This is a genomic window from Kitasatospora paranensis, assembly GCF_039544005.1.
GTDB lineage: Bacteria > Actinomycetota > Actinomycetes > Streptomycetales > Streptomycetaceae > Kitasatospora > Kitasatospora paranensis.
Genome location: NZ_BAABKV010000001.1, coordinates 2,274,964 through 2,287,515, shown reverse-complemented (window position 1 = coordinate 2,287,515; position 12,552 = coordinate 2,274,964). Strand labels below are relative to the sequence as shown.

The 12,552-nt window shown below is 75.2% G+C and carries 13 protein-coding genes and 3 pseudogenes; 9 read left to right on the top strand and 7 right to left on the bottom strand.

Going from position 1 to position 12,552, the window contains the following annotated elements; all coding sequences use genetic code 11:
* Positions 1-96: 96 nt before the first annotated feature.
* Positions 97-573, top strand: a complete 477-nt coding sequence (locus ABEB13_RS11385) for a DUF3291 domain-containing protein (protein WP_345705411.1) — start codon at positions 97-99, stop codon at positions 571-573.
* Here the strand turns inward: ABEB13_RS11385 and ABEB13_RS11380 are convergent.
* The 7 genes and pseudogenes from ABEB13_RS11380 to ABEB13_RS11350 all read right to left on the bottom strand — a co-directional run bounded on the left by ABEB13_RS11380 (position 536) and on the right by ABEB13_RS11350 (position 5,836).
* A pseudogene (locus tag ABEB13_RS11380) lies at positions 536-1,835 on the bottom strand (cytochrome P450 family protein). The gene ABEB13_RS11385 and the pseudogene ABEB13_RS11380 overlap by 38 nt on opposite strands.
* Positions 1,832-2,434 (bottom strand): GTP-binding protein, encoded by a 603-nt coding sequence (locus ABEB13_RS11375; RefSeq protein ID WP_345705409.1) that lies wholly within the window; start codon positions 2,432-2,434, stop codon positions 1,832-1,834. Before ABEB13_RS11375 ends, ABEB13_RS11380 begins: the two are co-directional and overlap by 4 nt.
* A complete protein-coding gene (locus ABEB13_RS11370) occupies positions 2,412-2,765 on the bottom strand; it encodes a DUF742 domain-containing protein (protein WP_100890875.1) in 354 nt (117 codons plus the stop codon). The genes ABEB13_RS11375 and ABEB13_RS11370 overlap by 23 nt, the downstream gene beginning before the upstream one ends.
* On the bottom strand, positions 2,762-3,187 hold the full coding sequence (locus ABEB13_RS11365; protein ID WP_345705408.1) for a roadblock/LC7 domain-containing protein: 426 nt from the start codon (positions 3,185-3,187) through the stop codon (positions 2,762-2,764). Before ABEB13_RS11365 ends, ABEB13_RS11370 begins: the two co-directional genes overlap by 4 nt.
* On the bottom strand, positions 3,184-3,666 hold the full coding sequence (locus ABEB13_RS11360; RefSeq protein ID WP_345705407.1) for a hypothetical protein: 483 nt from the start codon (positions 3,664-3,666) through the stop codon (positions 3,184-3,186). Before ABEB13_RS11360 ends, ABEB13_RS11365 begins: the two co-directional genes overlap by 4 nt.
* A 34-nt stretch (positions 3,667-3,700) precedes the next feature.
* Positions 3,701-4,198, bottom strand: a complete 498-nt coding sequence (locus ABEB13_RS11355) for an ATP-binding protein (RefSeq protein WP_345705406.1) — start codon at positions 4,196-4,198, stop codon at positions 3,701-3,703.
* A 610-nt stretch (positions 4,199-4,808) separates the two neighbouring features.
* Positions 4,809-5,836, bottom strand: a pseudogene (locus tag ABEB13_RS11350) (MBL fold metallo-hydrolase).
* A gap of 462 nt (positions 5,837-6,298) precedes the next feature.
* Between ABEB13_RS11350 and ABEB13_RS11345 the strand changes: the two are divergent.
* From ABEB13_RS11345 to ABEB13_RS11310, 8 genes and pseudogenes are all read left to right on the top strand, one after another.
* Positions 6,299-8,317: an RICIN domain-containing protein gene (locus tag ABEB13_RS11345; protein ID WP_345705405.1), complete on the top strand. Its 2,019-nt coding sequence runs from the start codon at positions 6,299-6,301 to the stop codon at positions 8,315-8,317.
* Between the two features lie 70 nt (positions 8,318-8,387).
* A complete protein-coding gene (locus ABEB13_RS11340; RefSeq protein WP_345705404.1) occupies positions 8,388-9,035 on the top strand; it encodes a hypothetical protein in 648 nt (215 codons plus the stop codon).
* Between the two features lie 68 nt (positions 9,036-9,103).
* Positions 9,104-9,949, top strand: a complete 846-nt coding sequence (locus ABEB13_RS11335) for a papain-like cysteine protease family protein (RefSeq protein ID WP_345705403.1) — start codon at positions 9,104-9,106, stop codon at positions 9,947-9,949.
* Positions 9,950-9,964: 15 nt separating this feature from the next.
* On the top strand, positions 9,965-10,630 hold the full coding sequence (locus tag ABEB13_RS11330) for a hypothetical protein (protein ID WP_345705402.1): 666 nt from the start codon (positions 9,965-9,967) through the stop codon (positions 10,628-10,630).
* A complete protein-coding gene (locus tag ABEB13_RS11325; protein ID WP_345705401.1) occupies positions 10,555-10,968 on the top strand; it encodes a hypothetical protein in 414 nt (137 codons plus the stop codon). The genes ABEB13_RS11330 and ABEB13_RS11325 overlap by 76 nt, the downstream gene beginning before the upstream one ends.
* A gap of 109 nt (positions 10,969-11,077) precedes the next feature.
* On the top strand, positions 11,078-11,389 hold the full coding sequence (locus ABEB13_RS11320; RefSeq protein ID WP_345709632.1) for an avidin/streptavidin family protein: 312 nt from the start codon (positions 11,078-11,080) through the stop codon (positions 11,387-11,389).
* Positions 11,383-11,658 (top strand): annotated as a pseudogene (locus tag ABEB13_RS11315) (avidin/streptavidin family protein); the annotation flags it as partial. The gene ABEB13_RS11320 and the pseudogene ABEB13_RS11315, both read left to right, overlap by 7 nt.
* A gap of 45 nt (positions 11,659-11,703) precedes the next feature.
* Positions 11,704-12,525, top strand: coding sequence for an SGNH/GDSL hydrolase family protein (locus ABEB13_RS11310; protein ID WP_345705400.1), 822 nt, complete (start codon positions 11,704-11,706; stop codon positions 12,523-12,525).
* The last annotated feature ends 27 nt before the right edge of the window (positions 12,526-12,552 follow it).

The window sequence follows — 12,552 nt, the reverse complement described above, 5'->3', positions numbered from 1 at the left end:
CGCACCCGCGCCAGCCTCCGGCCGCCGCCCGGGGCCGCCCGTTCCACCGTCCCGAACTCCGTCGCGCACCGGCGGACCGGCTCGTAGGGTGACGCCATGACCTCCACCGCCGCGCACGGTCCCGCCCACGAACTCGCCCAACTCAACATCGCCCGCATGCTCGCACCCCTCGACAGCCCGCAACTCGCCGACTTCGCCGCCGCCCTGGAGCCGGTCAACGCCGCCGCGGACAAGGCCGACGGCTTCGTCTGGCGACTCGTCGAGGGTGCCTACGGCGACGCCACCGACGCGCGCATCTACGATGACGCCTGGCTGCTCGTCAACATGTCGGTCTGGCGCGACCCGGACGCTCTGGAGGCCTACGTCTACAGCCCCGAGCACCGCGAGGTGCTGCGCCGCCGCCGCGAGTGGTTCGCGCGCGTGGCCGAGGCGATGACGGTGCTGTGGTGGGTGCCGGCCGGGCACCAGCCGACCGTCGCCGAGGCCCAGGAGCGGCTCGACCTGCTCCGCGCCCACGGCCCCGGCCCGCAGGCCTTCACGCTCCGCGAGACGTTCCCCGCGCCCGGGGCCTGACGCCGGCGGGCGCCCGGGCGGCGGCCGGTCGCCGCCCGCGCAGCCCGCGGTCAACCGCCCCCGGGGCGTCGTGCTCCACCGCCGTGAAGCGGACGGGCAGGCTCACCAGGGCCCGGTGGAACGGCCCGGGGCGCCAGACCAGGGCCTCGGCGGGGACGGCCAGTTCCAGGTCCCCCAGCCGGCTGGTGAGCTGCTCGATCGCGGTGATCGCGATCAGCAGCGCCGGGTCGCGGGCCGGGCAGGCGTGCGGCCCGGCGGCCCACGCCAGGTGCGCGCTGGAGCCGCCGCGCAGCGCGTCGTCCCGGGCGGCGGCGCGGCCTCCGAGTTGGCCGCCGCGTAGGAGACCAGCACCATCGTGCCGGCGGCGATCCGCCGGCCGTGGAACTCGATGTCGTACCGCGGGTAGTGGGCCGAGAAGTTGGCCAGCGGCGGCTCGTGCCAGAGCACCTCGTCGATCGCCTGGTGGGCCGTCATCGCCCCGCCGAACAGCGAGCCCGCGTAGCGGTCGTCGGTCAGCACCCGCAGCAGCGCGTTGCCGATCAGGTTGGTGGTGGGCTCGTGCCCGGCGCTCATGGTGAGGGTGATCTGCCGCACCACCTCGTCGTTGTCGAGCCCCGCCGGGTGATGCAGGAACCACGAGGTGAGGTCGTTGCGCGCGTTCGTGCGCCGGTCGGCGACCATGTCCGTGACCACCGCGACCAGATCGGCGTACGCAGCCAGGGCCTTGCGCTGGGACTCCATCATCCCGGCCATGCCGGCCACCAGCCGGTCGCTGTCCCCGGGGGCCACCCCGAACCAGGTGTTGAAGACGAACAGCGGCAACTGCCGGGCGTACTGGGAGATCAGGTCGGCCGTGCCCAGGCCGTCGAACCGGCGGATCAGCGCGGCGGCGACCTCGGCCACCCGCTGCTGCAGGGTGTGCGGCTCGATCAGCGCGAGGCCGTCGGTGATCACCTGCCGGTAGCGCCGGTGCACCTCGCCGTCGCTGAACAGCGCCGTGGGGCGCCAGCCGAGCACCGGCAGCAGCGGGGAGTCCGCGGGCAGCGGATCGCACGCCGGCCGCGGGTCCTTGGAGAAGGTGTCGGTGTCGCGCAGCACGTCCAGCGCCGCCTGGTAGTCGGTGACCAGCAGGGCCCGCACCCCGGGGAGAGGGTCACCGGCGCGAGCGCCCCGGACGACCGGATCCGCTCGTAGTGGCCGTGCGGGTCGGCGGCGAACGCCGGTCCGTAGAGGTCGACGGGCGTGACGTCGGTGTCGGTCACCGTGGCTCCCGGGGCAGGCTGCGCAGGACGTGTTCGGCGAGGGCGATCAGGGCCTCGATGCTGCCGGCCCGCTCCCGCGCGTCGCAGAGCACCAGCGGGGTGTCGGGATGCAGGTCGAGGTGGGCGCGGAGCACCTCCGGCGGGTGGGCGGGGGCGTCCGGGAAGCAGTTCACCGCGACCGCGTACGGCAGCCCCTGCTCCTCGATGAGGTCCATGACCTCGAACGACTCGGCGAGCCGCCGGGTGTCGGCGAGCACCAGCGCACCGAGCGCGCCCCGGGCGATGTCGTTCCAGAGCGGGTAGAAGCGGCGCTGCCCGGGGGTGCCGAACAGGTAGAGGACGATGTCCTCGGGCAGCGTGAGCCGCCCGAAGTCGACCGCCACCGTGGTCGTCGTCTTGTCCGGCAGGCCCGCCGTGTCGTCGACCGGGGCGCCGGTCTCCGTCATCACCTCCTCGGTGTGCAGGGTGGGGATCTCGGACAGGGTGCGGATCAGGGTGGTCTTGCCGATGCCGAAGGGGCCGGCGACCAGGACTTTCATCAGGGTCTGGTCCCGGTCGGGCAGGTAGCCGACCCGGCTACCGGAGGGTTCGGAGTCCAACGAGGAGCCTCTCCACGAGGGCGCGGTCGATCTGCTGGGCACGGGGGACGGGGGCGCGGGCCTGGAGCCGGCCCGCGTCCACCAGGTCCGCGGCGAGGAAGTTGGTGGCGCTGACCGGCAGCCGCAGGTGCGCGGCGGCCTCCACCAGGGTGAGGGCGCCGTCCCGGAGCAGCGCCCACAGCGAGCGGTGCTCCGGGTCCAGTTCGTCCGGCGGTTCCGGGCTCGCGGAGTGGAGCACGGTGAGCCGGTCGAAGGCGGTCCGGCTGGGCCTGGTCCGGCCGCCGGTGACCAGGTACGCGGGCACCATGCGCCGGGGCGGGACGCCGCTCACCGTTGCGCACCGTCCGACTGCCGCGGCGGACTTGCCAGCGCCCGCGAGAGCGCGGCCACCTGCACCTGCATCTGGTAGGCGATGTTGCCGAGTTGGGACTCCGGCGCGGCGAACACCGCCAGCGAGGTGTTCTGCCCGGCCGGCACGACGATGGCGAAGCCCAGGTCGGACTCGACCACCGTCTGCGCCAGCTTCGGCTTCTCCTCGTCGGTGAAGGCCGTGGTGAACGCCCGGCTGGCCGCGTGCAGGGTGGCGGTCATCGCGGCGACCCGCTCGGCGGAGGCCCGGTCCAGGTCCGGCGAGGCGCCCTCGACCAGGCCGTCCCCGGTGGCGATCAGCGCGTGCTGCACCCCGGGCAGTTCGAGCAGCGGGGTCAGCACCCACGAGATCTCGTCGGTGGCGGGACGGCGGGGCGTGCTCACTGGTCTGCTCCTTCGGTCGGTACGGGGGCGGGTACGGACTGCGCGGCGGCGGCGTCCCGCCCGGAGTCCGTACCCTGCTGCAGGGCGCGCCAGCGGGCGGCGGCCTGCTCCGGTGTGCGGTCGGCCGGTGGTTCGCGGCTCTCGTCGAGCGCCGTCGCGGGCTGCTGCTCCGGCCGCGGGCGGCGCCGCCGCCGACTGGGCAGCCCGTCGCCGTCGGACGCCGCGGGGAGTGCGGCGGCCGTGGTGCGGTCGGACGCCGTCGCGGCCGGGGCCGCCGCGCCGTCGCCCTCGCCGGGGCCGGCCGGGGCCGGCGCGGTCGCCGTCCGGACGGGCTGCGGGGCGAGCACCGACAGCGGCTGCTCGGCGTCGACGACGGTCAGCAGGGCTCCGGGGATCCGCACGATGGTCCGCATGCCGCCGTACGGCGACGGCTCGATGTGGCAGGCGAAGCCGTACTGGCGGGCGAGTCGGCCGATCACCGCGAACCCGGCCTTCGGGGGTTGCCGAGCTCGGTCAGCAGCACCTCCGGGGGCCGGCCAGCAGCCGCTTGGCGCGTGCCAGCTGGTCCTCGTCCATGCCGATGCCGCTGTCGTCGATGACCACCAGGGCGCCCCGGCCGCCCTGTTGGACGGTGACCGGGACTTCGGTGTCGGGATGCGAGTAGGCGGTGGCGTTGGCCAGGAGTTCGGCGACGGCGACCGCGACCGGTTCGGCGGCCCGGGCGACCACGGCGAGCCGCGGCTCCCGCAGGTGGTTGGCCACCTTGATCCGTGGATAGCCGGGCACCCGGGAGAGCGCGCCGACCACGACCTCGGCCAGCGGCGAGTCGGCGCGGGCCAGGCCCGGCCAGGCCTCGCAGAGCACCGCCACGGTCTGGATCCGCCGCAGGGCGACCTCGTTGCGGAAGTCGACCTCCAGCAGCCGGGGGTCGTCGTTGTCGTGCTGCAACTGCTGGACGAGGCTCTGCACCTGGTACAGCAGGGTCTGGATCTTGGAGGTGGTGCCGCGCATCGCGGCCGGGCGGCCGCGTCGACCCGCTCCCGTTCGCCGAGCACGGCGGCCCTGGCCGCGGCCAGCACCGAGTCGAGGGCGAGGACGGCGCGTTCGCCGACCAGCTCCGGCTCCCGCACCGGCGGCACCGGGGCACCGGGGTGGGTCAGCGCCAGGGCCTCGGCCGGCAGCCGCTGTTCGGCGAGGTGGCCGATCTCGCCGAACAGCGCCTCGGCCCGCCGCCTGATGTCGGCGGCGTCGTGCTCACTGTGGGCGAGCCGGGCGGCGGTCTCCCGGGCCTGCTCCTCGTGCTGCGCGAGCCGGGCCTCCGCGGCTCGGGCACGTTCCTCGTACCGGGCCAGCAGGGTGTCGGCGGCCTCCGCACGGCGGACCGCATGCCGCCGCGCCCGTGCCTGGACACCCGCTGCGGCCAGGGCGGCCGCACTGACGACGGCCAGTGCGAGCAGCGCGATCTGGGTCATCGAAGTCCTCGTGGATGGGGAGTGCGGACCGCCGGTGGTGACAGCGGTCCGGTGCTGGGGGCGGCCCGGTGCTGCGGGCCGCCGCGCCGCTGTGGGGACGCGGCGGTGGATCGGAAGGGGCGCGCCGCGGTGGGGACGCGGCGGGCCGGTCAGGCCGGCTGCCCCTGCCGGTCGGCGTCGGCGGCGCCACGCGGTCCGGGTACGGTGCCGTTCTCCAGCTCCCGCGCGACCACGGCGACCTGGGACATGACCTCCAGCACCCCCGGCAGCGCGGTGCCGTCCAGGTGCCGGTACTCGGACCCGATCGTGATCACCAGGCGCTCCGGCAGGCCGAGTTCGGGGTGGCGCCGCTCGGCGATGACCGTCCGGGCCGCCTCCAGGGCCGGGACCCCGGCGGCGTGCAGGGCGTGGGCGCGCTCCTGGACGTGGGCGAGGTGGGCGATGTGGTCGTGCACCCCGGCCCGGTCCAGCACCGGCCCGTGGCCCGGGACGATGATCTCGGCGCCGGTCGCCAGCACCCGGGTGCAGGCGTCGATGACGTTCTGCAGCGGGCCGGCCCAGTGCACCGGGTGGTCGCCCGGGAACTGCGGGGTGGAGCCGAAGATCACGTCGCCGGCGAAGACCGCCCGCTGCCGGGGCAGGTGGACGATCAGGTCGCCGTCGGTGTGCGCCGCGGGCAGCCCGATCACATGGACGGGGTGGTCGCCGACGCGCAGTTCGAGCTCGCCGTGGAACATCAGGGTGGGATGCACCGGCTCGGTGGCGGACCAGTCGAAGCCGCCGAAGTGCCGGGAGAGGTACCAGCCGAGGGGCGACTGCGGGTCGCCGCCGGCTATCAGCGCGTGCTGCTGCTGCGGCGTCGGCTCGTAGTGGATGTGCTCGAGCGCCTCGCGGGTGGTGATGACCTCGGCGTCGGGCAGCACGCCGGCGCCCCAGAGGTGGTCCCCGTTGGCGTGCGTGACGATCACCCGGTCGATCGGGACGCCGGGGCCCAGGCGCTTGCGGCTCTCGGCGAGGAACTCCCCGGCCAGCGACGGGTCGTACGGGGTGTCGATCCATGCCGCCGAGCGCGGCGAGGCCAGCAGACCGCAGTTGGCCAGGCCCCAGCCCCGCTTCGGGGGAGCCATACGTACAGGTCTTCGGCAATCGCGCTGATGTTCGCACGGGCGGTCGTCATGGGCGTGATTATGCCGGTGCGGGCGCTGCGGCGGGAGGCGACCGGGCGGATCGGGCCGGGCGTCCGCGCGGCCCCCGGCGGGGCCCCGAGGCCCTGCGGCGGGATGGTTCATCGTGCGTGATTTCCCGACCACGGTGTGCAATTGCACTATTTGACGGGCCGTCTAACGATGGATTGCGAAGCATAACGGTTCGGTGAAGTCGTGCACGTTCGAATGCCTCGCCGCAGGCGTCACCTTGATGGCACATTGCATCAACACGCCTGCCCTGCAACAAAATTGAGACCCTGTTCGGCGGATGCGGAATTTCGTTGAACGGCGTACGTCTTCGCGCGTAGAACACGTGTCTGCGAAGCGCTCGGACGTTCTGGCAGGATTCCCGGCACTCAACCCCTTCCCAGGAAATGAGGCATGGTTTGCCCGGACACAGAAGAGCGGTCAAACGGCGGCGGAGCACCCGTACGGTGCTCGTCGCTGCCGTGGTCGCCGCAACGGGGGTCTTCATCGGAGCCGTCGTCACGGACGGCGTTCTCACCGCGGACCGGACACCGGTGTCCGCTGCCGCGCCGGGGGCCGACGCCGTGTCGGCGGCCGGGCCGGCCCACGACCTGGCACCGCAACCGGTCGCCTCGATACCGGCGGACGACGTGCCGCGCGGCCTGGTGTACTCCGGGCTTGAGGTCGCCAAGACGGGCGACCGCTGCGTCGGCGTCCTGCGCACGGCCGACGACCACTGCACGCACGGCCCGGACGCGCCGCCCCGGGGCGTCGACGTCAAGAAGGACACCGCGCCCGTCGCCAAGGCCGACCTCACGGCCGCCGACCCGGCCCGACCCGGCCAGGCCGACCCGGCGGGCTCCGGCCCCGCCACCGGCGCCGCGCCCGCCGTCGATGCCCGGGCGAGCGTCGCAGCGTCCGCCGCCGCCCGTCCGTCGGCCCCGGCGGCACCGTCCCGCACCCCGGCCGCCGCCGGCCAGGCCGTGACCTGCGACGGCGACGGCAGCACCGGCAACCGGGTCCAGGTCGTGTACGTCCACGGTCCGGGCAAGGACCGGTACGCGCAGTACGCGGCCTCGTTCCGCACCTGGGCCGCCGACGCCGACGCGATCTACCTCGCCAGCGCACAGGAGACCGGCGGGGTACGGCACATCCGGTTCGTCACCGCGGCCGACTGCACGCCCTCCGTGCTCAACGTCGAACTCCCCGACGCGGCACTCGCCGAGTTCGGAGCCATGAACACGGCACTCGCCGGGAAGGGCTTCGACCGCAAGGACCGCAAGTACATGGTGTTCGCCGACGCCAACGTCTACTGCGGCATCGGCACGTTCAACGGCGACGAGCGCCCCGGCCAGGACAACCTGAGCAACTTCGGCCCGTCGTACGGCCGTACCGACTCCGGTTGTTGGAGCGGCGCGACCGCCGCGCACGAACTGGGCCACAACCTCGGCGCGGTCAACAACAGCGCGCCCAACAGCAGCAAGGGCGCGCACTGCACCGACGAGTGGGACATCATGTGCTACTCGGACACGCCGTACTACCCGACCATGCGCACCGTCTGCCCGGACCGCGGCCACGACGAGCGGCTCGACTGCAACCACGACGACTACTACAACACCAGCCCGAAGCCGGGAAGTTACCTGGCCACGCACTGGAACGTCGCCGACAACAGGTTCCTGATGACCGGGGGCGGCACCGGGCCGAACCCGTCGCCGAGCCCCAGCCCGTCGCCGACCGCCACCCGAAGTCCGTCCCCCGCCCCGTCCCCGACGGGCGGCCCGACCGGCGGCCCCGCCACCGGACCGGACGTCACCCTCGGACAGCTCACGTCCGACTCCGCCGTCCTGGGCTGGCCCGCGGTGGCGAACGCCCAGTGGTACCAGGTCCTGCTGAACGGACGGTTCCTCGCCTGGGTCCAGCCGGCCTCGGCACGGATCTACGACCTGCGGCCCGACACCGACTACACGGTCGCGGTCGCCGTCCGCGACAGCAGCGGGACCGACTCGCGGCCCGGCCGGACGCTCACCTTCCACACGCCGAAGGCCGGCGGCACCACCACCACGCCGTCCACGGCCTACACGATGACCAACGGGGCCAGCGGCCTGGCCGCCGAGATCTGGGGCGGCAAGTCCGCCGACGGCACCGTGCTGGTCGGCTCGCCGCCCAACGGCTACGCCGGTCAGCGCTGGTACTTCGACGACGCCGGCGGCGGGAACGTGCGGATCCGCTCCGCGGTGTCCGGCAAGTGCCTGCAACTCGGTGGGGTCCCCGTGGTCGGCCAGTGGGTCGCCCAACAGGCCTGCGGGACGGCGGACTCCCAGCAGTGGCGGCTGACCGCGACGGACAGCGGCCTGTCGGTCACCGCCGAGGGCAGCGCGCTCGTCCTCGGCGTGAGCAGCCGCCCCTACTACGGCGCCTGGCTGCTCGACCTGGAGGACCCGAACGCCTCCGGCTACCACGGCTGGACGGTCCAGAAGGTGTCCTGACGCAGCGCAGGCCGCCGGCCCGCCCGCAGCAGCGGCGGGCGGGCCGGCGGCCCGAACCCCCGGAGCCACCATGGACAACCCCCGTTCCGCCGTCCGCCGCGCCGTGCCGGCCGGCCTGTTCGCCCTCGGCCTCGCCGTTCTCGGCCCGGCCCCCGCGGCGCACGCGCACGGCGACACCATCCGGCTCACCGTGACCGGTCTGCGGTCCGGCCACCCGACGGCGACCGCCGTCTGGGAGAACGACCGGGACCCGGTCGACGAGGCCGTCGCCGGCACCCTCGGCGCCACCGCCGCGGACGGCACCTCCGTCGGCCCCTGGCCGCTCGTCCCGGTGCCCGGCCTGCCCGGTGTCCTCACCACCGAGCAGACCCTGCCACCCGGCCGCTGGACGGTGGTCGCCGAGACCGCCTTCCCCGCGCTCGGACGCGGCGAGGCGGTGCTGGACGTGCCGGCCGGCGACCCGCCCGGCGCGATCGGCCCGGTCGTGCCGTCCGCGGCGCGCACCGCCCCGACCGCACCGCACACCTCCCGCCCGGCCGCGCTCACCTCCGCCGGTCCCGCATCCGCCGGTCCCGCGGTCGCGCGGACCGCCGCGCCGGTCGCCGCCGACGACCGGCCGGTCTGGCTGCTGGCGCTCGCCGGCCTCGGCGTGGCCGTCCTCGCCGCGCTCGCCGTCGCGGTGGCCACCCGCCTGCTGCGCCGCTCCGTGCGGCCCTGACCCTCCGCGGGCCTACCTCCCCGGAGCCCGGCCCGCCCGAACCCGCGATCCCCATCGAGGAGATCACCATGCACCGACTCCGTACCTCCCGCGGCAGGAAGGCCCTGCTCGCCGCCGTGGTGGCGCTGATCTCCGGCGCCCTGATGTTCGGCGTGGGCGCCCTCGCCCAGGCCGGCGTCGTAACCGGCACCGTCATCTCCGGCCAGGGCGGCTGGAGTTCGATCAACCACCGGGCCCAGCCGGCCACCACCGCCCAGGTCACCGGGTCCTCCCGGATCGGTGACAAGGTGCCGATGAGCTGCCGCTCCACCGGCACCACGGTGGAGAACGACAACCGGTGGATCTATTCCGGCTCGTACTGGATGGCCGACGCCTTCATCCGGGAGAACACCAACGGGCTGCCCGTGTGCGGCTCGACGCCCCGTCCGACCGGTGCCACCACGCTGCCGATCACCATGCAGAAGCAGGTCCAGGACCAGTGGTGCTGGGACGCCTCGGGCCTGACCATCGCCACCTACTGGGGCCGCACCGGCTACACCCAGGCCGACTTCTGCCGGCTGGCCGCGCAGGGCAGCCGGCTCGACTGCAACGACCAGCCCGCCACCCTCGGCGACCTGGCCAACGGCCTGGCGAACATGGGCTTCAGCAGCAGCGGCCGCGACCTGTACCGCAGTGCCACCTTCGCCGAGACGTCCGCCGAGATCGCCGGCGGACGCCCGTTCGCCGTCCGGATCGGCTGGAACTCCGGCGGCGGGCACATGAACGTCATCTACGGCTACGACCCGTCGAGCAGCATGATCGCGGTCGGCGACCCCTGGCCCAGCACCCAGACGTACACCTGGTGGAACTACGCCACCTACACGAGCAACAACTCGTTCCAGTGGACCCACTCCCGCATCGGCATCCACGGCTGAGAGAGGCCGCCCATCATGACTTCCACCCCGTACCACCGCACCCGGCGGGCCGCCCGCGCGGCCGTTCTCGGCTCGGCCGTTCTCCTGGCCGCCCTCACCGCGCTGCCGGCCGCCGCCGCCGGCGGCGACCCGGCACCGGCCGCCGACGGCGTCGCCGACGTCGCGGGCGCCCGGCAGGTCCTGCAGTCCGGCCAGGTCCGGGACACCGTCGGACGCTTCCTGGTCGCCACCCGGCAGCCCGGCAGCGCCGCCGCTCCGGGCCTCGCCGCGGCCGCCGACGGCGGCACCGTCGGCGCCCGGGGCAGCGCCCCGGCGGCACCCGCCGCCCCGCCCGCCTTCGACCTCAAGGATCCCGTTCCGCTGTACGAGCTCAGCCCGGACTTCGTCGCGGGCACCGTCCGTCCGGCCGCGGCCACCGTCGCCCGGGTCGCCTACCTGGCCTCCCGGGTGACCGCGGCCGACGGCCACCGGGCGGCCGTACTGCTCGCCCCCGGGGCACCGCCGCCGGGCAGCCCGTCCCGGCGGCCTCCGGCAGTGCCGCGGCCCCGGCCGCGGTGGGACAGCAGGGCTGGCAGCTGGCCGGCATCCGGGACGGCGACACCGACGTGTCCCTCGCCGAGCAGGGCACCCCGCAGTCCCGCACCTTCACCGAACCGCAGATCAACGCCTGGTACCGGCTGACCCCGCAGGGCGCCGTCGAGCCCCTCAACCGGGAGGCCACCACCGGGCTCGGCGGCCGCCGCAGCGTCACCCTGGCGGCCTACCAGAAGCTGGTCGCCGCCCGGTACGGCGACAAGCTGCCCGGCTCCGCCTACGCCCGCAAGGGCCTGGCCGGCGGCTACGGCCTGGTGGATCCCACGGCTTCCGCCGGTCCGGCCGCCGCGGCCGGCCGCGCCGTCGCCGGGCCGAGCCCGGCCGGTGCCCCCGGGCCGTGGATGTGGACGGCCGTCGGGGGTGGTGCTGCGCTGGCGGCCGGCGCCGTCCTCGCGCTGCGCCGCCGTTCGGCCGCGCGCGGCTGACCGTCCCGCCGGGCGCCGCCGGGTCCCGTCCGCCGCCGCCGTCCGTCCGCTGCCGTGGTCGTCGGCATGTCCGCCGACCGCGGCGGCGGCCGCGCGGCTACCGTGCGAGATGCCGCCGGGTCTCTCCCGGCCGGCACGGACGCGGCGCCCGCACCGCAGCGGCGCCGCCGGACGCGCGCCCGCGCGGAGGGACGGCCCGATGAGCATCGCCGGCGACTGGTACAACGAGTTCGGCTCCCACATGCGCCTGACGGAGGATCCGTCCGGCGGCCTCACCGGGACGTACGTCTCCGGTGCCGGGCACGCGGCCGGCAGCTACCCGCTCACCGGGCGCCGCGGCGCCCCGCCGGTGCGGGCGGCGGCACGGCGCTCGGCTGGACGGTCGCCTGGCAGAACGAGCAGGGCGGCGCGGGCTCGGTGACCAGCTGGAGCGGCCAGTACCTGCCGGACCGGGAGACCCTCTCGGCGACCTGGCTGCTCACCCGGCCCTCGGCGGCCGACGGCGTGTGGGAGTCCACCGTGATCGGCCAGGACATCTTCCAGCGCTCGCCGTTCAGCGCGGACGACGTCGCGAAGCACACCGGCAGCGGCCGCCCGCACTCGCACCCGCAGTCGCCCGCAGGGGTGCCGCCGCCTGACCGGGGGACCGGCCCGACGGCCCGCCCGCCGAACGGGCGTACCGACGGGTAGCCCGTTGCGGGCGGCGGCCGGGGGTGCGCGTACCATCGTCGGGCCATGGAGAACACGCACCCCCACACCGCCGTCGCCGACACCCGCCGCAGCTTCGCCAGCTACGTCGCCGTCGGGGACTCCTTCACCGAGGGCATGTGTGACGACCTGCTTCCCGACGGCCACTACCGTGGCTGGGCGGACCGGGTCGCCGACGCCCTCGCCGCCGAACGCCCGGACGCCGGGTTCCGCTACGCCAACCTCGCCGTCCGGGGCAAGCTGATCGGCCAGATCTGCGACGAGCAGGTGCCCTCGGCCGCCGGCATGGGCGCCGACCTGGTCACCCTGGCCGGCGGCCTCAACGACGTCCTGCGGCCCGGCTGCGACATCGCGCTCGTCCGGGAGCGGGTCGGTACGGCGGCCAGGGCGCTGCTCGCCGCCGGCGGCACGGTCGTCCTGTTCACCAGTACCGACCCCGCCCGGCGGATGCCCGGCGGCGCCCGGCTGCTGCCCGCCATTCTGGAGCTCAAGGCCTTCGTCGAGGAGCTGGCCCGGGAGAGCGGCGGCCGCGCCGTGGTCGTCGACCTGTTCAGCGCACCCTGCTTCGACGACCCCCGGCTCTGGGCCGAGGACCGCCTCCACCTGGAGCCGGAGGGCCACCGCCGCGTCGCCGAGGCCGTCCTGGAGGCGCTCGGCCGTCCCGCCGCCACCGACTGGCGGGCGCCGCTGCCGCCCGCAGCGCCCGCGTCCCGCACGGCCCGGCTGCGCGCCGACGCACGGTGGCTGCGCACCCACGTCGGCCCCTGGATCGGCCGCCGCCTCACCGGCCGCTCGTCCGGGGACGGCCGCCCGCCCAAGCGCCCCGAGCTCCTCCCGTACGAGGGCTGAACCGCACCGCCTTCCCCGCACCCGGCA